At 60.2% G+C, this 21,325-nt stretch carries 23 protein-coding genes; 16 read left to right on the top strand and 7 right to left on the bottom strand.

The genetic code is table 11. The annotated features are described in order from the left end of the window. Nucleotides 1-7 precede the first annotated feature (7 nt). The 13 genes from iolE to BM110_RS14080 all read left to right on the top strand — a co-directional run bounded on the left by iolE (nucleotide 8) and on the right by BM110_RS14080 (nucleotide 13,429). Nucleotides 8-901, top strand: coding sequence for a myo-inosose-2 dehydratase (gene iolE / locus BM110_RS14135; protein WP_092245577.1), 894 nt, complete (start codon nucleotides 8-10; stop codon nucleotides 899-901). After that, entirely contained in the window at nucleotides 898-1,686 is a 789-nt protein-coding gene (gene iolB, locus BM110_RS14130) for a 5-deoxy-glucuronate isomerase (RefSeq protein ID WP_092245574.1), read from the top strand. The genes iolE and iolB overlap by 4 nt, the downstream gene beginning before the upstream one ends. Before the next feature lie 29 nt (nucleotides 1,687-1,715). Next, nucleotides 1,716-2,531, top strand: a complete 816-nt coding sequence (locus tag BM110_RS14125) for a TIM barrel protein (RefSeq protein WP_093513623.1) — start codon at nucleotides 1,716-1,718, stop codon at nucleotides 2,529-2,531. A gap of 10 nt (nucleotides 2,532-2,541) precedes the next feature. Beyond that, nucleotides 2,542-4,473: a 3D-(3,5/4)-trihydroxycyclohexane-1,2-dione acylhydrolase (decyclizing) gene (gene iolD / locus BM110_RS14120; RefSeq protein ID WP_092245568.1), complete on the top strand. Its 1,932-nt coding sequence runs from the start codon at nucleotides 2,542-2,544 to the stop codon at nucleotides 4,471-4,473. A gap of 19 nt (nucleotides 4,474-4,492) precedes the next feature. Continuing rightward, on the top strand, nucleotides 4,493-5,503 hold the full coding sequence (locus BM110_RS14115) for a bifunctional inositol 2-dehydrogenase/D-chiro-inositol 1-dehydrogenase (protein ID WP_092245565.1): 1,011 nt from the start codon (nucleotides 4,493-4,495) through the stop codon (nucleotides 5,501-5,503). A 91-nt stretch (nucleotides 5,504-5,594) separates the two neighbouring features. Beyond that, nucleotides 5,595-6,623 (top strand): Gfo/Idh/MocA family protein, encoded by a 1,029-nt coding sequence (locus BM110_RS14110; RefSeq protein ID WP_093513622.1) that lies wholly within the window; start codon nucleotides 5,595-5,597, stop codon nucleotides 6,621-6,623. Between the two features lie 151 nt (nucleotides 6,624-6,774). Beyond that, complete coding sequence (locus BM110_RS29590) at nucleotides 6,775-6,951, top strand: hypothetical protein (protein WP_163033238.1); 177 nt, start codon at nucleotides 6,775-6,777, stop codon at nucleotides 6,949-6,951. Nucleotides 6,952-6,999: 48 nt separating this feature from the next. Further along, the gene (locus tag BM110_RS14105) at nucleotides 7,000-7,929 is read left to right on the top strand and encodes a sugar ABC transporter substrate-binding protein (protein ID WP_071490055.1); all 930 of its coding nucleotides are present in this window, start codon (nucleotides 7,000-7,002) and stop codon (nucleotides 7,927-7,929) included. A gap of 65 nt (nucleotides 7,930-7,994) precedes the next feature. Next, a complete protein-coding gene (locus BM110_RS14100) occupies nucleotides 7,995-9,548 on the top strand; it encodes a sugar ABC transporter ATP-binding protein (protein ID WP_092245559.1) in 1,554 nt (517 codons plus the stop codon). Nucleotides 9,549-9,574: 26 nt separating this feature from the next. Next, nucleotides 9,575-10,597, top strand: coding sequence for an ABC transporter permease (locus BM110_RS14095; protein ID WP_016975559.1), 1,023 nt, complete (start codon nucleotides 9,575-9,577; stop codon nucleotides 10,595-10,597). Between the two features lie 331 nt (nucleotides 10,598-10,928). Further along, complete coding sequence (locus BM110_RS14090) at nucleotides 10,929-11,333, top strand: TraR/DksA family transcriptional regulator (protein WP_003191666.1); 405 nt, start codon at nucleotides 10,929-10,931, stop codon at nucleotides 11,331-11,333. 95 nt (nucleotides 11,334-11,428) lie between these two features. Then, nucleotides 11,429-13,105 (top strand): methyl-accepting chemotaxis protein, encoded by a 1,677-nt coding sequence (locus BM110_RS14085; protein WP_371914794.1) that lies wholly within the window; start codon nucleotides 11,429-11,431, stop codon nucleotides 13,103-13,105. 120 nt (nucleotides 13,106-13,225) lie between these two features. Continuing rightward, entirely contained in the window at nucleotides 13,226-13,429 is a 204-nt protein-coding gene (locus BM110_RS14080) for a hypothetical protein (RefSeq protein WP_071490052.1), read from the top strand. Nucleotides 13,430-13,436: 7 nt separating this feature from the next. Here the strand turns inward: BM110_RS14080 and BM110_RS14075 are convergent, their stop codons facing one another. The 3 genes from BM110_RS14075 to BM110_RS29845 all read right to left on the bottom strand — a co-directional run bounded on the left by BM110_RS14075 (nucleotide 13,437) and on the right by BM110_RS29845 (nucleotide 14,507). Beyond that, nucleotides 13,437-13,673, bottom strand: coding sequence for a DUF2789 domain-containing protein (locus BM110_RS14075; RefSeq protein ID WP_092245554.1), 237 nt, complete (start codon nucleotides 13,671-13,673; stop codon nucleotides 13,437-13,439). 67 nt (nucleotides 13,674-13,740) lie between these two features. Then, nucleotides 13,741-13,971, bottom strand: a complete 231-nt coding sequence (locus tag BM110_RS14070; RefSeq protein WP_093513620.1) for a hypothetical protein — start codon at nucleotides 13,969-13,971, stop codon at nucleotides 13,741-13,743. 110 nt (nucleotides 13,972-14,081) lie between these two features. Continuing rightward, nucleotides 14,082-14,507 (bottom strand): hypothetical protein, encoded by a 426-nt coding sequence (locus BM110_RS29845; protein ID WP_256575410.1) that lies wholly within the window; start codon nucleotides 14,505-14,507, stop codon nucleotides 14,082-14,084. A 265-nt stretch (nucleotides 14,508-14,772) separates the two neighbouring features. Here BM110_RS29845 and BM110_RS14060 point away from each other — a divergent pair, with 265 nt between their 5' ends. Then, nucleotides 14,773-15,222, top strand: a complete 450-nt coding sequence (locus BM110_RS14060; protein WP_050554011.1) for a hypothetical protein — start codon at nucleotides 14,773-14,775, stop codon at nucleotides 15,220-15,222. Between the two features lie 134 nt (nucleotides 15,223-15,356). Further along, complete coding sequence (locus BM110_RS14055) at nucleotides 15,357-16,373, top strand: ABC transporter substrate-binding protein (RefSeq protein ID WP_093513619.1); 1,017 nt, start codon at nucleotides 15,357-15,359, stop codon at nucleotides 16,371-16,373. Nucleotides 16,374-16,510: 137 nt separating this feature from the next. Here BM110_RS14055 and BM110_RS14050 read toward each other — a convergent pair whose 3' ends face one another. Further along, the gene (locus BM110_RS14050; protein ID WP_093513618.1) at nucleotides 16,511-18,637 is read right to left on the bottom strand and encodes a TonB-dependent receptor; all 2,127 of its coding nucleotides are present in this window, start codon (nucleotides 18,635-18,637) and stop codon (nucleotides 16,511-16,513) included. A gap of 95 nt (nucleotides 18,638-18,732) precedes the next feature. Beyond that, the gene (locus BM110_RS14045) at nucleotides 18,733-19,122 is read right to left on the bottom strand and encodes a DUF2946 domain-containing protein (protein ID WP_058425722.1); all 390 of its coding nucleotides are present in this window, start codon (nucleotides 19,120-19,122) and stop codon (nucleotides 18,733-18,735) included. Between the two features lie 93 nt (nucleotides 19,123-19,215). On the opposite strand from BM110_RS14045, the gene BM110_RS14040 reads away from it, so the two are divergent. After that, nucleotides 19,216-19,653: a DUF3995 domain-containing protein gene (locus BM110_RS14040; protein ID WP_058425721.1), complete on the top strand. Its 438-nt coding sequence runs from the start codon at nucleotides 19,216-19,218 to the stop codon at nucleotides 19,651-19,653. A gap of 160 nt (nucleotides 19,654-19,813) precedes the next feature. Here the strand turns inward: BM110_RS14040 and BM110_RS14035 are convergent, their stop codons facing one another. After that, nucleotides 19,814-20,197, bottom strand: coding sequence for a hypothetical protein (locus tag BM110_RS14035; protein ID WP_093127005.1), 384 nt, complete (start codon nucleotides 20,195-20,197; stop codon nucleotides 19,814-19,816). Nucleotide 20,198: 1 nt separating this feature from the next. Further along, the coding region (locus BM110_RS14030; protein ID WP_139220334.1) for an RHS repeat domain-containing protein at nucleotides 20,199-21,325 on the bottom strand (1,127 nt) is incomplete at its 5' end.

Raw genomic sequence — 21,325 nt, 5'->3', positions numbered from 1 at the left:
TGCAGCCATGCCCGCAATCCGAATTGGCATCAACCCGATCTCCTGGAGCAACGACGACCTGCCGGCCCTGGGCGGTGAAACGCCCCTGAGCACCGCCCTCAGCGAAGGCAAGGAAATCGGCTACGAAGGCTTCGAGCTCAACGGCAAATTCCCCAAGGACGCCAAGGGCGTCGGCGATGTGTTGCGCCCGTATGACCTGGCGCTGGTCTCCGGCTGGTACTCCAGCCGCCTGGCCCGGCGCTCGGTGGCGGAAGAAATCGAGGCCATCGCCTGCCATGTCGAGTTGCTCAAACAGAACGGCGCCTCGGTACTGGTCTACGGCGAAGTGGCCGATTCGATCCAGGGCTCGCGCATCCGCCTGATCGAACGTCCGCGTTTCCACAGCGAACAGGCCTGGCAGGACTATGCCGACAAACTCACCGAACTGGCGCAGTTCACCCTGTCCCAGGGTGTGCGCCTGGCGTATCACCACCATATGGGCGCGTACGTCGAGTCCCCGGAAGACATCGACCAACTGATGCAACGCACCGGCCCCGAAGTCGGCCTGCTGTTCGATTCGGGCCATTGCTACATGGGCGGCGGCGAGCCTCTCGCGGTGCTGCGCAAACATATCGACCGCGTCTGCCATGTGCATTTCAAGGACGTGCGCAAACCGGTGGTGCAACTGGCGCGCAACCAGATGTGGAGTTTTCCCGACTGCATCGTCAACGGCACTTTCACCGTGCCCGGCGATGGCGATATCGACTTCGCCGAACTGCTCGATGTGCTGCTGGCCGCCCACTATGAAGGTTGGCTGGTGGTGGAAGCCGAACAGGACCCGGCCGTGGCGCCCAGCTATATCTATGCGAAAAAAGGCTACGACACCTTGCGTGCGCTTCTGAATGAGAGGACCGGACAATGAGCTTGTTGGTCAAAAGCAGCAAACGCGGGCAGACCATGGTCGCCCTGGAGCCCGGGCGCCTGGAGTACGTAGGGTTCGCCGCCTACCGCCTGAGCCTGGGCGAAACCCTGCCGGTCAGCGCCGGAGACCAGGAGTTGTGCCTGGTATTGCTCAGCGGCCGCGTAAACATCGAGGGGGAGGGCTTCAACTGGCAGAACCTGGGGGATCGCCAATCGGTGTTTGAAGACAAATCGCCGTTCGCCGCTTACCTGCCGCCGGGCACCGATGCCCAGGTCACCGCCTTGAGCGATGTGCAGATTGCGGTCTGCGCCGCGCCCGGCGCCGAAGGCTACGAACCGCGGCTGATCCGCCCGCAAACCTGCAAGCGCAGCGTGCGCGGCAAAGGTGCCAACACCCGCTACGTGTGCGACATCCTGCCCGACAGCGAGCCAGCCCATTCGCTGCTGGTGGTGGAGGTGCGCACGCCGTCCGGGCATTCGTCGAGCTACCCGCCGCACAAACACGACACCGATGACTTGCCGCGCCAGAGCTTCCTCGAAGAGACCTACTACCACCAGATCAATCCGCCCCAGGGCTTTGTGTTCCAGCGCGTCTATACCGACGACCGCAGCATCGACCAGGCCATGGCCGTGGAAAACAGTGACCTGGTCGTCGTGCCCAAGGGCTATCACCCGGTCAGCGTGCCCTATGGCTACGAGTCCTATTACCTGAACGTGATGGCCGGCCCCAAGCGCGCCTGGCATTTCCACAACGACCCGCAGCACAGCTGGCTGCTGGACCTCTAATCAGCGGTTCCGGACGGAGAATAACAACAATGAAGTCGCCTCTACGTTTCGCCCTTAACCGCATGGTCGCGCCCAACCTGTCCCTGCCGGATTTCATCCAGTTGGCGGCGGCGCTCAAGTGCGATGCCATCGAGTTGCGCAATGACCTGGCGGACAAGCAGATCGAGTTCGGCACCCCGGCCAGCCGCGTGCGTGAGTTGTGCGCGGTGCAGGGCATCACGGTGCTGTCGATCAACGCGCTGTACCCCTTTGATGTGTGGAACGACGAGCGCCGTGCCCAGGCAATCCAGATGGCGACCTACGCCCGCGAGTGCGGCGCCCAGGGCCTGGTGATGTGCCCGCTCAACGAGCCGGGCGACACCCGCAACGAAGCCCAGCGTGCAGCCGGCTTGCGCACGGCCTTGAGCGAGCTGGCGCCGATCCTGCGCGAGTACGGCATCCTCGGGTTTATCGAGCCCCTGGGCTTTGAAGAGTGTGCGCTGCGGCGCAAGCGCGTGGCGGTGGACGCGATCATGTCCATCGGCGGCCTGGATGTGTTCCGGCTGGTGCACGACACCTTCCATCATCACCTGGCCAGCGAACATGAGTTCTTCCCGGAGTTGACCGGCCTGGTGCATATCTCCGGCGTCGAAGATGCCCAAGCGCCGCTGAGTTCGATTCGCGACGGCCACCGCGTGCTGGTGGGCGAGGGCGACATCCTCGGCAATGCGGCGCAGATCGACACCTTGCTCAGCACCGGCTACAGCGGCTACCTGTCGTTCGAGCCGTTTGCCGAGAGCGTGCACGGGCTGGCGGATATCCAGCAGGCCTTGGGCGCAAGCATCGCCCACCTGCAGAAACGATAAGGGGCGCGACATGACCACAACCCGACTGACCATGGCCCAGGCCCTGGTGAAGTTCCTGGACAACCAATACATCGAAGTCGATGGCGTGCAGAGCAAGTTCGTCGCCGGGGTGTTCACCATTTTCGGCCACGGCAACGTGCTGGGCCTGGGCCAGGCCCTGGAGCAGGACAGCGGCGACCTGGTGGTGCACCAGGGTCGCAACGAGCAAGGCATGGCCCATGCGGCGATCGGGTTCGCCAAGCAGCACCTGCGCCGCAAGATCTACGCGTGTACGGCGTCCGTCGGCCCAGGCGCTGCCAATATGCTGACCGCCGCCGCGACCGCCACGGCCAACCGTATCCCGTTGTTGCTGTTGCCCGGCGATGTGTACGCCAGCCGCCAGCCTGACCCGGTGCTGCAACAGATCGAGCAGTTCCACGACTTGAGCATCAGCACCAACGATGCCTTCCGCTCGGTCAGCAAATACTGGGACCGCATCAACCGCCCCGAGCAGTTGATGAGCGCCGCGATCCACGCCATGCGTGTGCTCACCGATCCGGCTGAAACCGGCGCGGTGACCCTGGCATTGCCCCAGGATGTGCAGGCCGAGGCCTGGGATTATCCGGATTATTTCCTGCACAAACGTGTGCACCGTATCGAGCGTCGCCCGGCCACCGGCGCGATGATCGGTGATGCATTGGCCGCCTTCCGGGGCAAGCGTAAGCCGCTGATCATCTGCGGTGGCGGTGTTAAGTACTCCGGCGCGAATGCCGCGCTGCAAGCCTTTGCCGAACGCTTTGATATTCCCTTCGCCGAGACCCAGGCGGGCAAGAGCGCCGTGGTCTCCAGCCATCCGCTGAACGTGGGTGGCATTGGCGAAACCGGCTGCCTGGCGGCCAACCTGCTGGCGCCCGAGGCCGACCTGATCATTGGTGTGGGCACGCGTTACACCGACTTCACCACCTCGTCCAAATCGCTGTTCAAGCACCCTGAGGTGACGTTCCTCAACCTCAATGTCAGCCCCTGCGATGCCTTGAAGCTCGACGGCGTGCAAGTGCTGGCCGATGCGCAGGTCGCCCTCGAAGCATTGGCCGATGCCCTCGGCGATTACCGCTCCGGCTGGGGTGGGCAGGTCGTCGCGGCCAAGGCGCAGTTGGACGCCGAAGTGGATCGTGTGCACCAGGTGGAATATGACGGCGACGGGTTTGTGCCCGAGGTCGACGACCGTCTCGACCGTGGCGTGCTGCGTGAATTCATCGAGCTGACCGGCTCGTGCCTGACCCAGAGCCGTGTACTGGGTGTGCTCAACCAGACCCTGGCCGACGACGCGATCATCGTCGCCGCCGCCGGCAGCCTGCCCGGCGACCTGCAACGCGCCTGGCGCAGCAAGGGCGTCAACACCTACCACGTCGAATACGGCTACTCGTGCATGGGCTACGAGATCAACGCGGCGCTCGGCGTGAAACTCGCCGAGCCGACTAAAGAGGTGTACGCGCTGGTCGGCGATGGCTCCTACATGATGCTGCACTCGGAGCTGGCCACCTCGATCCAGGAGCGGCGCAAGATCAACGTGGTGCTGCTCGACAACATGGCGTTCGGCTGCATCAACAACCTGCAGATCGGCAACGGCATGGACAGCTTCGGCACCGAATTCCGCTACCGCAACCCCGAGAGCGGCAAGCTCGACGGCGGCCTGGTGCCAGTGGACTTCGCCATGAGCGCGGCGGCCTATGGCTGCAAGACCTACAAGGTCAGCACCGTGGAGCAACTCGAAGCCGCGCTGGCGGATGCGCGTATACAAACGGTGTCGACGCTGATCGATATCAAGGTGCTGCCCAAGACCATGGTCCACGGCTACCTGTCGTGGTGGCGGGTGGGTGTGGCGCAAGTGTCCACCAGCGAACGCACGAATGCCGCTGCGAAAAAACTCAATGAACACCTGGCGAAGGCCCGGCAGTACTAATAACAAGAGGAGTGTTTGTATGTCTTTGAAGCTAGGTGTCATCGGTACAGGCGCTATCGGCCGGGACCATATCCGTCGTTGCAGCCAGACCTTGCTCAACAGCCAGGTGGTGGCGGTGACTGACATCAACCTGGAGCAGGCCGCCAAGGTCGTCGCCGATTTGAAGCTGGACGCCGAGGTGTACGCCGACGGCCATGCGCTGATCAACTCGCCGCAGGTCGAGGCCGTGCTGGTGACGTCCTGGGGACCGAGCCACGAAGAGTTTGTGCTCGCAGCGATTGCCGCCGGCAAACCGGTGTTCTGCGAGAAACCCCTGGCGGTCACCGCCGAGGGCTGTCGCAGGATCGTCGACGCCGAAGTCGCCTACGGCAAGCGCCTGGTGCAGGTCGGCTTCATGCGCCCGTATGACGAAGGCTATCGCGCACTCAAGGCCGTGATCGACAGCGGCCAGATCGGCGAGCCGCTGATGCTGCACTGCGCGCACCGTAACCCGACGGTGGGCGAAAACTACAAGACCGACATGGCGATCACCGACACCTTGATCCACGAACTGGATGTGCTCCGTTGGCTGCTCAATGACGACTACGTGTCGGTGCAGGTGGTGTTCCCGCGCAAATCCAGCAAGGCCCTGGCCCACCTGCGTGACCCGCAGATCGTGCTGTTGGAAACCGCCAAGGGCACGCGCATCGACGTGGAAGTGTTTGTGAATTGCCAGTACGGCTACGACATCCAGTGTGAAGTGGTGGGGGAGACCGGCATCGCCAAGCTGCCGGAGCCTTCCCAGGTGCAACTGCGCAGTGGCGCGAAGCTGTCCAACGCGATCCTGATGGACTGGAAGGATCGGTTTATCGGTGCGTATGACGTGGAATTGCAGGCGTTCATCGACAGTGTGCGCGCCGGGCAGGTCGGTGGGCCGTCGGCGTGGGATGGCTTTGCCGCAGCGGTGGCGGCGGATGCGTGTATTGAAGCGCAGGGCAGTGAGCAGATTGTGAAGGTGAGCTTGCCGGATCGCCCACGTTTCTACGGCTGAATCACTGAAGAAATGCTGTGAAAAATGTGGGAGGGGGCTTGCCCCCTCCCACATTTGAATCGGGTTTTCACTTCAAGCAAGGAGTGTAGGTATGCGAATCGGACTAGTCGGCTACGGCCATGGAGGGCGCTTCTTTCATGCGCCGCTGATTGCCACATTGGCCGGTGCCACATTTGTCGGCGTGGTCACCAGGTCTGCGGAACGCCGCCAGCAACTGGCAACCGACCACCCAGGCCTCAAGGCCTTCGACTCCATCGGCCAGATCGTCGAAGCCGGCGTCGACGCCCTGGTCATCTCCACCACCCTCAAGGGCCGCCCCGCGCTGGTACTCGAGGCCATCGAACACGGCGTAACCGTGGTCAGCGACAAACCCTTCGCCGCCAGCGCCGAACAGGCCCAGGCATTGATCACAGCCGCCGAACGCCAGGGCTCGCTGCTCAGCGTCTACCAGAACCGGCGCTGGGACTCGGACTACCTGACCCTGCGCAAACTCATCAATGCCGGCGCCCTGGGCACAATCACCCGCTTTGAATCCCGCGTGGAACGCTACAGCCCGCAAGCCGTGGGCAACGCCAGCGGTGGCGGCTGGCTGCGCGACTTGGGCAGCCACCTGGTCGATCAGGCCCTGCAACTGTTCGGCCCGGTGCATCGGGTGTTCGCCCAGTTGCACTACACCGCCGAACACCCCACGGTGGACCACGGTTTTTTTGTCTCCCTGACCCATGCCAACGGCGTCATCTCGCACTTGTGGGGCAATGCCTTGCAGAACTGCCAGGCCCCGCGTTTCAGAGTCAGTGGCACCGCCGGTTGCTACACCGTCGACGGCCTGGACGGTCAGGAAGAAGCGTTGATGGCCGGCAAGTCACCGAAAACCGAAGGCGAGCATTGGGGGGCAGAGGAACACCGACGCTGGGGCTGGTTCGAGCAAGGCGCGGAACGCGAGCGAGTGCCGTCGGAGAAAGGCTGCTGGACGCAGTTCTATCGCCAGTTGCAAATAGCCGTGCAAGGGCAGGGACCGCTGCCGGTGGATGCGCATGAGGCGCTGGAAACCACTCGCCTGTTGGACGCCGCGCGCCTGAGCGCGGAGCGCCGACAAGTGATCGAGACAGCTCTGCCGTAGGAGATTTCGATAAAAATAGAACAAAATTCTAAATAATGTTGATATGGAAATTATTTTCCAATAAAGTCTTTTCCAGGTTGCAGAAAGTACGTCCGGACTCGATCCTGGCGACTCAACAAAAACAAGATCAAAAACAACCAGGTACCGTCAGATGAAAATCTTCAACGCTGTACTGCGAGTTTTACGCCCTGCCCACACGCCACGCGGACTGCCCCGCGCTCGGCCGTTCTACTTCTCCTTCCTTAATGTGCTGTGCGTCGAAAACCAGGGCGCGCTGGTCTGCTGCATTCCCGGCGCGCCGGTCGTCCGGCTGCCTGCCGAGCTCTGATAAACGCAACGTCCAGAAAACCAACAAGAAAGTGGAGACAGACCGTTCATGAAGACCCCGATCCGTTTTACCGCGCTGGCCTTGTCCATGCTGCTCGCCAGCGGTGTTGCCGCAGCTGCCGATCTCAAGATAGGCGTGAGCATGTCCGCCTTCGATGACACCTTCCTCACCTACCTGCGCGAAGACATGGACAAGCAAGCCAAGTCCTACCCCAAGGGTGACGGCGTGCAGTTGCAGTTCGAAGATGCCCGTGCCGACGTGGTCAAGCAGTTGAGCCAGGTCGAGAACTTTATCAGCCAGAAAGTCGACGCGATCATCGTCAACCCGGTGGACACCGCGTCGACAGCCAACATCATCAAGGCCGCCACGGCGGCGAAAATCCCCCTGGTGTTCGTCAACCGCCGTCCTGACAGCCCGACCCTGGCGCCGGGCGTAGCGGCGGTGACCTCCGACGACGTCGAGGCCGGCAAGCTGCAGATGCAGTACATCGCCGAAAAGCTCGGCGGCAAGGGCAATATCGTGATCCTGCTGGGCGATCTGGCGAACAACTCCACCACTAACCGCACCAAGGGGGTCAAGGAAGTCCTGACCCAATACCCGGGCATCAAGATCGAACAGGAACAGACCGGGATCTGGTTGCGTGACAAGGGCATGACCCTGGTCAACGACTGGCTGACCCAGGGCCGTGAATTCAACGCGGTGTTGGCCAACAACGATGAAATGGCCATTGGCGCGTCCATGGCGCTGAAATCGGCGGGCAAGAAGGGCGTGTTGATCGCTGGTGTCGATGGCACGCCGGACGGCTTGAATGCGATCACCAAGGGGGACATGACCGTGTCGGCCTTCCAGGATGCCAAGGGCCAGGCGGACAAGTCGGTGGAGACCGCGCGCAAGATGGCCCGGAACGAGCCCATCGAGCAGAACGTGGTGATCCCGTTCCAGCTGATCACCCCGGACAACGTCAAAGACTTCAAGTAGTCCCTACATAACAACAATAAGCCGGCAGGGCGGTCGTGCCCGCCTTGCCGATGGAGTACCTCCCTATGCTCGCTCAAGCCGCTGTCTCGCAGCCTCCCGGTATCCAGCCGCTGCCGCTGGACGAACCCTACCTGCTGGAAATCGTCAACATCAGCAAAGGCTTTCCCGGCGTCGTGGCCCTGGCCGACGTGCAGTTGCGCGTTCGCCCTGGCACGGTGCTGGCGCTGATGGGCGAGAACGGTGCGGGCAAGTCGACGCTGATGAAAATCATCGCTGGCATCTACCAGCCCGATGCCGGCGAGATTCGCCTGCGCGGCAAGCCGATTGTGTTTGAAACCCCCCTGGCGGCCCAGAAGGCCGGGATCGCGATGATCCACCAGGAACTCAACCTGATGCCGCACATGAGCATCGCCGAGAACATCTGGATCGGCCGCGAGCAGCTCAACAGCCTGCACATGGTCAACCACCGCGAAATGCATCGCTGCACCGCCGAGTTGCTGGCGCGCCTGCGCATCAACCTGGACCCCGAGGAACACGTGGGCAACCTGAGCATCGCCGAACGGCAGATGGTCGAGATTGCCAAGGCGGTGTCCTATGACTCCGATATCCTGATCATGGATGAGCCGACCTCGGCCATTACCGAGAAGGAAGTGGCCCATCTGTTTTCGATCATTGCCGACCTCAAGGCCCAGGGCAAAGGCATCGTCTACATCACGCACAAAATGAACGAAGTGTTCGCCATCGCCGATGAAGTGGCGGTGTTCCGCGACGGCCAGTACATCGGCCTGCAGCGCGCCGACAGCATGAACAGCGACAGCCTGATCTCGATGATGGTCGGCCGTGAGCTGAGCCAATTGTTCCCGGTGCGCGAGACGCCCATCGGCGATCTGCTGCTGTCGGTACGCGACCTTAGCCTGGACGGCGTGTTCAAGGACGTGTCCTTCGATCTGCATGCCGGCGAGATCCTCGGCATCGCCGGGTTGATGGGCTCGGGCCGTACCAACGTGGCCGAAACCATTTTCGGCATCACCCCCAGCAGCGGCGGCCAGATCATCCTGGATGGCAAGGCGGTGCGCATTACCGACCCGCACATGGCCATCGAGAAAGGTTTTGCCCTGTTGACCGAGGACCGCAAGCTCAGTGGCCTGTTCCCGTGCCTGTCGGTGCTGGAAAACATGGAAATGGCGGTGCTGCCGCACTACACCGGCAACGGCTTTATCCAGCAGAAAGCCCTGCGGGCGCTGTGCGAAGACATGTGCAAGAAGCTGCGGGTGAAAACCCCGTCCCTTGAGCAGTGCATCGACACCTTGTCCGGCGGCAACCAGCAGAAGGCCTTGCTCGCGCGCTGGCTGATGACCAACCCGCGCCTGCTGATCCTCGATGAACCGACACGGGGCATCGACGTGGGCGCCAAGGCCGAGATCTACCGGCTGATCTCGTTCCTCGCCAGCGAAGGCATGGCGGTGATCATGATTTCTTCCGAGTTGCCCGAAGTGCTGGGCATGAGCGACCGGGTCATGGTGATGCACGAGGGCGAATTGATGGGCACCCTGAACCGCAGCGATGCGACCCAGGAAAAAGTCATGCAGTTGGCCTCCGGGATGACCGCAGTCCACTGACGTACAGAATAAAAAGGTGATGGGCTATGAACGCAATAACGGATAACAAACCTGCGACGGTGCCAACCAAAAGTCGTCGACGCATGCCCACCGAGCTGAGCATCTTCCTGGTGCTGATCGGCATTGGCCTGGTGTTTGAATTGTTCGGCTGGATCGTGCGCGACCAGAGCTTCCTGATGAACTCCCAGCGCCTGGTGCTGATGATCCTGCAAGTGTCGATCATCGGCCTGCTGGCAATTGGCGTGACACAGGTGATCATCACGACGGGGATCGATCTGTCTTCGGGCTCGGTGCTGGCACTTTCGGCGATGATTGCTGCCAGTTTGGCGCAGACGTCCGATTTTTCCCGGGCGGTGTTCCCCAGCCTGACCGACTTGCCGGTATGGATTCCAGTGGCCATGGGGCTGGGCGTAGGACTGTTGGCGGGGGCGATCAACGGCAGCATCATTGCTGTCACCGGCATTCCGCCGTTCATTGCCACCCTGGGCATGATGGTCTCGGCCCGTGGCCTGGCGCGTTACTACACCGAAGGCCAGCCGGTGAGCATGCTCTCGGACTCGTACACGGCCATTGGCCACGGCGCGATGCCGGTGATCATCTTCCTGGTGGTGGCGGTGATCTTCCACATAGCCCTGCGCTACACCAAGTACGGCAAGTACACCTACGCCATCGGCGGCAACATGCAGGCGGCGCGCACCTCTGGGATCAACGTCAAGCGCCACCTGATCATCGTGTACAGCATCGCCGGTCTGCTGGCAGGTCTGGCCGGGGTGGTGGCTTCGGCACGCGCTGCGACCGGGCAGGCGGGCATGGGCATGTCCTATGAACTGGATGCGATTGCCGCAGCGGTCATTGGCGGTACCAGCCTGGCGGGCGGGGTAGGGCGCATTACCGGCACGGTGATCGGCGCGCTGATCCTCGGGGTGATGGCCAGCGGGTTTACCTTTGTCGGGGTGGATGCGTATATCCAGGACATCATCAAGGGGCTGATCATTGTGGTGGCTGTGGTCATCGACCAATACCGCAACAAGCGCAAGCTCAAGCGCTGAGGCGCAGCGGCAAGCCTCAAGCTGCAAGCATGCTGATGTTTGCAGCTTGTCGCTTGCCGCTTGCGGCTTATAGCTGCTTCACGAACTTTCCTGCTATAAACGCACTCCGATAACCATTCGCCAAGCCCTTCCTGGTGCCTTTTGGGGTTATCCGGGAAAAAATGCCTGTCATTTCAGTTGCTGCGCCCTCAAGTCGGCCTTAGACTGCCGCCCCTCGTAAATTGAGTGCCGGGTGGCGCTTGAAATGGACGGCGCCTTTCCGAGACCTGCAGAGGCCTTCCGGAACGCTCCCTTATTCGCCTTAATGCACGTATTTTTTATAGAGAAATCAATGACAAAGGAAAAGTTGCTGGCCATGCCGGCGGATGACTACATGAATGCCGAACAGCACGCTTTTTTCGAGAAGTTGCTGCAAGACATGAAAGTGGAACACCACGAGCGCATTGAACAGAACCGTATCGCCATTGAAAGCCTGGACACCCCGGCCGACCCGGCCGACGCCGCTTCCGTTGAAGAAGAGCGTACCTGGCTGGTCAACGCCATCGACCGCGACCAGCGCATGCTGCCGCAGCTTGAGCGCGCGTTGGAGCGCATCAAGGAAGATTCCTTTGGCTGGTGTGACGACAGCGGCGAGCCTATCGGCCTCAAGCGCCTGCTGATCAGCCCCACCACCAAGTACTGCATCGAAGCGCAAGAGCGCCACGAGCAGATCGACAAGCACCAGCGCCAAGCCTGATGCGTTGAAGCTGGGGGGCCGCCACGCGGTTCCCCAGGGCAAGATCCGTTACACCCTGTCTATTGATCTGCTGCAAGCTACCCCACTAAAGGCCCATGGATAATGGCCCGATAGTGGCGTTTAATGCAGTGACAATAATGACAAGCAGTGGGGTAACGAAGATGGCTGGAGACGGACCTCTGATGGGCGCAGCCGTGTCACCGCAACCGGTGGCGCGCGGGCTGCCCGGCTGGCTCACGCCGTTGTTGCAGAGCACCGCCCTGGTGCTGGTACTGCTGGGCCTAGCGTTCGCCAGCTTGCCGCTCTACCTTTGCCTGCCACTGGTCCTATTGGTGATCTGGCTGCCTCGCCTGAAAAATCGCACATCAGTGATTGCAGCTTTCGACGCCGCCGATGCCATTGGCGAGTTGACTCGTGACCTGTCGTATACCACCAGCCACAACGCACTTTCCGCCGCCGGCGTGGCCTATTCGGTCAAGCAACTGGCGGCGCGCCTGCAGTCGCAGTTGAGCGCGGCCAGGCAGATCGTCAGCAGTGCCGAGGTGATGATCGGCACCGAAAAAGTCACCTCCCAGCTCAGCCGTGAGGCGTTGGGGGCTGCGAGCCAGGCCCATCAGCGCAGCACCGAAGGCCGTGAAGTGCTGGCTCAGTCGATCAGCCGCATGCACCAGCTCAGCCAGCGGGCCAATGCCAGCCGTGAGTTGATTGAGGCCTTGAGCCAGCGCAGCGAGGAAATCCAGCGGGTGACCCTGGTGATCCAGTCCATCGCCAGCCAGACCAACCTGCTGGCGCTGAACGCGGCGATTGAAGCGGCGCGGGCCGGTGAGCATGGTCGCGGGTTTGCCGTGGTGGCGGATGAAGTGCGTGGGTTGGCCGGGCGTACTGCCACGGCCACCGATGAAGTCGGTGTGATGGTGGCCGACATCCAGCAACGCACTGCTCAGGTGGTAGAGCAGATTCGCCAGCTCTCGGCGGACCTGCACACCGGTGTCGAGCAGGTAGAGCACGCTGGCGAGCAACTGCAAAATATCGCCAGCCTGGCGGCGGATGTGGAAGGCCAGGTCAATGAAATCGCCCAGGGTACCGACACCAACCGCACCCAGCTCGACAGCCTGTTCCATGCCGTTGAGCAGATGCGCAGCGACCTGGCCGTCAGCGATCAGCAAACCCGCCAGCTGGCTGATGCTGCCGTACAAATGGAAGGCCAGGCCGAAACCATCAGCGAGCGCCTGGCGGAAGTCGGGCTGGATGACTATCACCAGCGCATCTATGACCTGGCCCGCGAAGGTGCCAGTCGGATTGCCGCGCAATTCGAAGCCGATGTGCAACAGAACCGCATCAGCCTGGACGACCTGTTCGACCGCAGCTATACGCCGATCGCCAATACCAGCCCAATCAAGTACCACACCCGCTTCGACGGCTATACCGACCAGGTATTGCCAGCGATCCAGGAGGCGCTGTTGCCGCGTCATGAAGGGTTAGTGTTCGCCATTGCCTGCACGCCCCAGGGCTATGTGCCGACCCACAACAAGGCTTTTTCCCAGGCGCTGACCGGCGATGCGCAGGTGGACGCCGTGCAGAACCGCACCAAACGCAAGTTTGAAGACCGTACCGGAATCCGCTGCGGCAGCCATCAGCAGGCGGTGTTGTTGCAAACCTATACCCGCGACACGGGTGAGCTGATGCACGATCTGTCGGTGCCGATCATGGTCAAGGGCCGGCACTGGGGCGGTTTGCGCCTGGGTTACAAGCCCGAGGCCGCGAAAGGCTGACGTTAGGATTATTGCCGTTTATGCAAGGGAGCTATTCCGGGAATAGCTTTTTCAAGCGGACGTAAAACCGTAGCATGGGCAACATTGTTAGCCAGCTAACTAATGCTGCGGAGAAGCGCCATGCAAAACAAAGTCGATGTCGCCGTGATGATTGGCAGTGGTGTACCGCATGCCTTGCGGGCATTGGGTCAAAAGGCCTGTTGGGTGGTATTGCTCAACGGTGAGCAGCGCGGCACGGCGTTTGCCAGTCGCGATGAGGCAGAGGAGTGCAGGGCTGCCTGGCAGGCTCTGATGCGCCTGGAGCAGTCAGACAGCCTGCATTGAGGGCTGTTTATTGCGATTGATGCAGGCGCTGGTTCAGCTCATCCACCGCGATAGCCCATTCGGCGTCGTCACGCAGTTCTTCCTTGAGAAAGCTGGCTTGTTGTGCAGACCAGAATGGCGCATCGATCAGTTTCACGTCTTCAGGCAACGGATGGGCGACGATAAATGCATCGATGGCGTCCGGGGTTGAATCCAGGCCCAATTGTTCAAACAGGGTTTCAAGGGTGGGGATTGGCGCGTCCATTTCGTTCTCCATGCAGGGGGGCGTTATGCATGGGAGGGTTGTAGCGCGGCGGAGTTCTATCGAATGTTCAGGAATTAAGGGCCCCGGCATCCACAGCAGTCTTTAACGCCCTGGCGGCCTCTTTTGCAGCGGCGGCGGCTGCGTCGACGGTTTTGAACCAGCGGTCTTTTTCCACTTGGTGCGTGGTGACAGTGGTCAGCGGTGGCTTGGCCCGCATCACGATCACTGCTTGAAACTCACCGTCTACTTCCCTTGCGTCGCCATGGATGAAAAATTCGCCGATATCAAATTCCGTCACGTAGAGCCTTCCCTTGGAGATAACTGCACTGGAGAAACCTGGCCCGTGGGGCGCAAACTTCAGTGGACGGGCCAGTATGGCAGTTGTTGCGGGTCGGCGGCGCGGTAAAGTTACCGGGCGGACGAAACGATAGCTCCATGTTGGGCGTGCAACACGGCTTCGAGTTTTTTGGCCAGTTCGCAGGCCTTGACATGGTCGCTGCGGAAGCCTTTGATGCGGCCACTGAGCACTTCGCGCACGTGGAAGAAGTTCCGGCCGGCAGGTACAACTTGGTAAAGAACCGAATCCGGGTACCCCTCGAAGCTGTTCAAGCGGTAGTATTGGGCCTCGTCCTGACAGGATGAACGGGTTTGCGAAGACATAGCGCTGTAGGGTGATCGTTGCATGGCCTGCTCCTTTTCGATCTTGCGGGATGACTGGATTGCAGCGTTTTGAGTGGTCTTGATCCATGCTGCTGTTTTAGTATTGTCGTCAGCAGTCAGCGTCCGGTTCCATGACAACGTGTTTATTTGTGTATGCATGTAGGAAAACTGCATTTTTAATTGGGTTATTCTCTGAAGTTGGTCGACCCGTATTCTCGGGCCGTTGAACCTGTGATCTCCTGTGGCGCCTGATGACCTTGCACAAGGCCCATCGCGCATGTCTGTACTAGTCTTTCGGCTCGACAGCAGGATTTTCTTCAGTTTTTCAAAGAATGAGTTGTGTGATCGTGCCGTGATGGCCGTTTTTTGTGCTGCCCGCTCTGGCGGACAGCGCTCTTTTCCATGTGGGGGCGTTTCCTTGGCAGTCAGTAATCTGGATATGCACGCGTTGTTCGTGCTGGGTGATTTGCGCGCAAAGTTGGTCAAACAGTTCCAGTCCCGTTTTGTCTACATCACCGAGCAGACGCCGGAGGGCATTTACATCGCCGAAATCGATACCGAGGCGGCGATGGTGGTGGATGACAAACCACGCCTTGAGCTCAAGGTCGGCGACCATTTTCGTGCAGCGGTATTGCCCAGTCGTGAGGGCGGCAAGTTCGAATTGAAGTTCCGCGACATCAAGTTGACGGTGTATGGCCTGGGCGACTACGCCTTTGTGTCGTCGGCCGAAGGCCAGGGCATCGTGTTCAAGGAAGGCCACAGCGTGATGCTGGTGTTCGCCGCCAACGAGCAATTGCAGGAAGGCCTGACCAAAACCCTGAAGGCTGTGACCGGCAAGGCCGCCAAATGGCGCAAAGGCGAACTGGTCACCTTCAAGGCCAGTGAATAATCAGCAAAAAAACGCGAACACCCGTTATCTCCCGGAACCTCTACTACAGTTGAGTTGACTTAACTATTCAGAGGCTTCGCGCATACGCAGCAAAGCCGTCCGCCATTGGCTGCGATATCGCGAGGTGCGAAGGCATGAAAGGATTGAAAACGCTGTTGGCTGCGTCCCTGACGACCCTGGGGCTGTCAGTGGCCACGTTGCCGGTAAGCGCCGCCGAGGCGCCGGTACATTTTGCCGACCTGAACTGGGAAAGCGGCAGCCTGATCACCGAAGTGCTGCGGGTGATTGTCGAGAAGGGCTACGACCTGCCCACCGATACCTTGCCCGGCACCACCATCACACTGGAAACCGCCCTGGCAAAGAACGACATCCAGGTGATCGGCGAAGAGTGGGCCGGCCGCAGCCCGGTGTGGGTCAAGGCCGAGGCCGAAGGCAAAGTGGTGGGCCTGGGTGACACGGTCAAGGGTGCGACCGAAGGCTGGTGGGTGCCGGAATACGTAGTCAAGGGCGACCCCGCCAAAGGTATCAAGCCCCTGGCGCCGGACCTCAAGAGCGTGAAGGACCTGGCACGCTACAAGGATGTGTTCAAGGACCCCGAATCCCCCGGCAAGGGGCGCTTTCTCAACAGCCCCATCGGCTGGACCTCGGAAGTGGTCAACAAACAGAAGCTCAAGGCCTACGACCTGGACGACAGCTACGTGAACTTCCGCAGTGGCTCGGGCGCGGCACTGGACGCGGAGATCGCTTCATCGATCCGGCGCGGCAAGCCGGTGCTGTTCTATTACTGGTCGCCGACGCCGCTGATGGGGCGTTACAAGTTGATCCAGCTGGAAGAGCCGCCGTTTGATGCCGAGGCGTGGAAAACCCTGACGGATGCGGATAACCCTGATCCGAAGCCGACCCGGTCGTTGGCGTCGAAGTTGAGTATCGGGGTCTCGACGCCGTTCCAGAAAGAGCATCCGCAGATTGCGCAGTTTTTCGAGAAGGTCGAGTTTCCGATTGAGCCGTTGAACAAGGCATTAGCGAGCATGAGTGAGAACCACACGGCGCCACGTGAGGTGGCCCAGGCGTTTCTCAAGGAGCATCCCGAGGTGTGGAAGGCCTGGTTGACTGAGGATGTGGCGCAGAAGGTTGAGGTGAGCCTGAAATAACCACGGATCTTTAAGTTCAATGTGAAGCAAGTGTGGGAGGGGGTTGTTACCGATTGCAGCGAGTCAGTCACCGCATGGTTGACTGCTCCAACACTATCGGGAGCAAGCTCCCTCCCACATTTAGTTGCATTCCAGGATCAGAACCGGGTCTGCACCGCCAACTCAAAGGTTCGTGGTGAGCCCAAGTAATACGCCGGCGACACATGGGCAAACTCGGCATACACCTCATTCGTCAAGTTGCGCACCCGGCCCGTCACCGAGGTGTGCGAATCCACCTTATAGCGCAGGAACGTTCCGAACAGGGTGTAGGCCGGCACTGTCTGGGTGTTGGCGTTGTCTGCATACACCTGGGTTACATATCGCGCGTCCACACCCCCTTGCCAGTCCTCGGCAAAATCATAGGTCAGCCACAGATTCCCCACGCGCTTGGGCACGTTGGTTGGCGTGTTGCCCTTGCGCGACACCACGGCGCCACTGGCGATTTTCTCGTTGAAGTCATCGTACTCGGCATCCACCCAGGCGAAGTTGCCTTCCGCCAGCAGCCTTGGCGTGATGCGCAGCGAGCTGGCCAGTTCGATCCCCTTGGATGACTGCGCACCGACCGGAATGCTGTTGGTGGGGTCCTGCGGGTCGGTGACGGCAAAGTCCTTGCGCTCGATCTTGTATGCGGCAACGGTGGCCGAGCCGCGCCCGTCCAGGTAGTCGAATTTGCTGCCCACTTCCCACTGCTTGCCCGTCGAGACATCAAACACTTGCGTGGTGGTGTTCGGTTGCTCGGCGGCGGTGCTGTATTGCACATACACATTAGCCGTTGGGATGAACTGATAGGTCAGGCCCACACGGCCGGTCACCGGTTCCCAGTTGCGTTTGAAGTGGCGGGGGTTGGTGGCGGTTATCGCACGGTGGTTGGTCACATCCAGGTCGATAGCGTCATAACGCAGGCCAGTCAGCAGCGACAATGTGTCGGTAAGGCCCAGGCGATTTTCCACGAACAGTGCCTTGGTGGTGACTTCGTTGGTCTTGTCCTTGCCGAAGCGTTCCCGGGTCCGCGGGAGGTCAAAGAAGTGTCCGGGGTCGAAGTTGTTCGGGTCTACCGTGCTGTTGCCTGGCACATTCCACGGAGTGTTGGTGGTGCTGTTGACTTTGTACTCGAAGCCGCCGGACCAGGTAGTCGACAGGCCGAAGAGGCTATCGTCGTGGCGCAGTTCGAACTGGTTGCCGTTTTGTTCGCCCTGATGACGTACCTGATAGGCCGTCGAGCGGTTTACCGCCGTGTTGTTCGCGTTGTACTGATAGGTTTCCAGGTTGCGGTAATCGCGTTGGCTGTCCAAATGGTAAAGGGTGTTTTTCAGCGTGGTGCTGTCGTTGAGCCGGTAGTCGATGATCGAGCGCGCCCAGATCGTGCGTTGTTCGTAGCGCCCGTCGGCGACGTTGTAGTTGTTGAAGCGGTTGTGTCTGTCGATCTTCAACTCGCCTGCCTTGGGGTTGAGCACCGGTGTGCCCCAGTAGGGGCTGTCTTCGTGCTCATCCTGGTATTCCAGCGCCAGGGTGTGGGACAGGTCGGGCGTGAGGTCACTGAGCAGGGAAAACGCCAGGCTCCACGCGTCGCGCTGATCGCGGTCGATATAGCTGTGGTTGGTGTTGCGGCTCACATCCAGGCGTGCGTAATGCTGCACCTCGGCGCCAGGTTCGGTCAGGGCATGATTGACGCCGAAGGCCATGCCGGCGGTGTTGTAGCTGCCATAGGTGAGCTGGCCTTCGGCGGCCTGTTCCTCACGGGTGGCCAACTTGGTCACGTAGTTGAGCGAGCCGCCCACGGAGCCTGCGCCGTTGATCAGCGAGGAGGGGCCGCCCACCAGTTCCACCCGGTCATAGATCCACGCATCCACGGGGCGGGCCAGGCCGGTGGCGACGTTGATACCGTTGAACATCTGGGTGATCTGGCTGCTGGTAAAGCCGCGATAGGAAACAAACCCGCCAAACCCCGGCGGGGCGCTGGCGTTGACGCCGGGCAAGGTGTTGGCGGCATCGCGGAAGGTCTTGGCGCCATGGCGCTCGATGTCACTGCGGTTGGCGATGGCCACCGACGCCGGGGTTTCCCGCACGCTCAAGCCCAACCGCGACGCCACGCTGCTGGATTGATCCAGGGCCAGGCCGGGTTCGGCGGCTTGCTCGCCATCGATGGTGGTCGGGGCCAACTCAAGGGCCCAGGCGCAGACAGGCAGGCAGCCGAACAGGCCTGCCAACAGGGGTAGATGTTTCATGGTTGAATCCTGAAAAACTTGGCTTGAAAACAATGCACAGCCGCCCGTACTTCCTTGCGGAAACGGTACTCAGTGCAGATCGGAAAGCGAAGGCATCAGGCGAAGGCAGGCGGCGCGCGCGGATTGGCCGCAGGCCAGGTGAAGCGGGCAGGGATATCGGCAGCCAGGACGATGGCCGGCGGTGGAGCATGGGGCTGTGGCAACACCGCCACGTTCAGGCTGGAACTCAGCGCCGGGCCCATGCCGCCGGTGGAACACAGCGGGCAGCCAAACGCCTTGGACAGCGTCGGCAAATTCTCTTCAGTGGAATTGGACGGCTTGGGCGCCTGGGTACGTGGGTCCACCGTACAAAACTGACCGCCGATGCCATTGAGCTGCATCCCGACCATCTGCCCATGCCCGATACTGCAGGCGAACACATTGAACAGGACGCAGCAGTAGAGCATCCAGGCAATGAGCGAGCGGTCGGCACGGGCAAGTTTCATGGGGCGGCACTTTACCATCAGCCGCCGACGAAATGCCTGCAAAAAATCTCAGGGCGACTATCCTGTTTCGCACCTTTTCAGGGAGAGCCAGCCATGAGCTTCGTTGTCGCACGATGGATTGTCGGCGTTTTTACCTGCATCAGCATGGTCCACCTGTACTGGGCCGCCGGCGGCAAACTCGGCTTCCAGGCCGCCATTCCCCAACTGCCCGGCGAATTTGCCAACGGACCCAGACCTGCATTCAAGCCCTCGGCACTGGGCACGTTCCTGGTCGCGATGGGGTTGGTGGCCATTGCACTGCTGGTGTGCCTGCGCGCCGGGTTGTACTTCTCGGCGGTATCCCATGGGGCGTTGCAGTGGGGCATCAGCGCGATTGCCGTACTGATGTTTGCCCGTGCAATTGGAGATTCGGAGTTGGTGGGGTTCTTCAAGAAGGTCGGTGGGTCGAGGTTTGCGAGGTGGGATACGTATTTTTATTCGCCGTTGTGTCTGGTGTTGGGGGTGGGGTTGTTGGTGGTGGCGTGGGGGTGAGGGATTAATGGATGGGTTCTAATCAGCTAGAATAAAAAAAAGAGGCCTGTTCGGCTTTTGACCGCAAAGATGTTTAGGTCGATTACTTTTCTTATGGTTGATGAGTTTGCAGGCATCTCGATGTAAATATTGCCCATTCTTGGCTCTGAGGTAGAAGGTATTAAATGTTTGTTGGATACAACAGGACTCTGGTTGCTCTCACGTCAACATAGCCTGATTTTTGAGTGACGGGGCCGTCTAGCTCAATCAGGAGTACTGAGCCGCCAAGCTTTAGTGCTGCACAATCTTTGTCCGAGGCGTGAATCAGCTCAGCTGTTATTTGAGTGACGCCGTTTGTATGGGATATTTTCGGAACTTTACTGGAGGAGGGGGTAATGTTTTTCCCCCAAGAGAAAATTTCATCCAGGTCGAACTCGACATCCACCTCATCGCCTAAATTTGGCGCGATGCCCACCCATAAAGCTGTGCCGCTACCCGCAGGTGAGTGGAAACTCACAAGCAAAGTTTCCGCGTCAGGCATCGCCTCGATAATTTTTATCTTCATTTCACTTCTTCGGTAGTGGGACTCTAACAACGGTGTTGTCTACATTTATGGTGCTGGTTTTAAGCTCAAGTGTCCATGTCTCCTCATGGTAGTGATGCTTGCTTGGTTTGCTGCTCATTTCGTGAGAGCCATAACGAATACTTCTTTTTGCATCACCGGAAACAATCCTGTCGCGATCGGGTTTTCCAGTGCGTGGATTGATGTTCGTGTGAGGACCTGGCCCTAGAAACTCATCCCACTTCCGGACGGTTTCTTCCGGTTTAATTGGTTTATTTGCATAGGTTTCTTTGTGGTATCCCATTTTAGGTGGGGTATTTGAGGTCGAGGGGCTGAATGGTTCGCCCTCATTGGTATTTGCTTTAGTTTCTGGTTCTTTAACTTCGGTGGTTGGTTTGCACTTATCTCCACCTGGACAGGCACTCAGTCCTAAAGGATCCACCCATCCCGTAGGATTGGGCACGTACTGGTAGGCATTGATCCCACCCGCCAGCTTCACCGGATCCGGCGTCAGGTACCGACCAACATCCGGATTGTAGTAGCGATGGCGGTTGTAGTGCAGTCCGCTTTCCTGATCGAAATACTGACCCTGGAAACGCAGCGGGTTGTCGACTTTTCCGATGTCGAGGCGGGTGATTTCCCCGTAGGCGCGGTAATGCGCGGACCAGACGATTTCGCCATCCGGGGCGGTGAGTTCCTGCGGGGTGCCCAGATGGTCAAGTTGGTAGTGATAGGCCTTGGTTTCCTTGGGGCCGAAGCCTTCCAGCAAGGCTAGCGGACGAAAGCTGTCCGGTTCGTACAGGTAGCTGCGGTGGCGGTCCTGGTGGTGTTCGGCAATCAGTTTGTCGCCTTGCCAGAAGAACTCGGTGGTGATGCCGTCGACGGTTTTACTGATACGCCGCCCAAACGGGTCGTAGCGGTAGCTGGCGATCTGGCCGTCAGGTCGGGTGATGCTGATCAGACGGTGCTGGCAGTCGTAGCGGTATTCGGTGACGAGTGCGTGACCTTTGCCGCGTCGTTCGCGAATCAGGTTGCCGAAGGCGTCGTAGTCGTAGTGGTGGTCGCCCTGGATCATCAGGCGATTGCCGGCGACGATGTCGGGGCCGGGGCGGTTTTGCATGAGCAGGTTGC

The sequence above is a fragment of the Pseudomonas sp. NFPP28 genome, from assembly GCF_900115535.1.
Taxonomy (GTDB): domain Bacteria; phylum Pseudomonadota; class Gammaproteobacteria; order Pseudomonadales; family Pseudomonadaceae; genus Aquipseudomonas; species Aquipseudomonas extremorientalis.
This window is presented reverse-complemented; position numbering and strand designations above follow the sequence as displayed.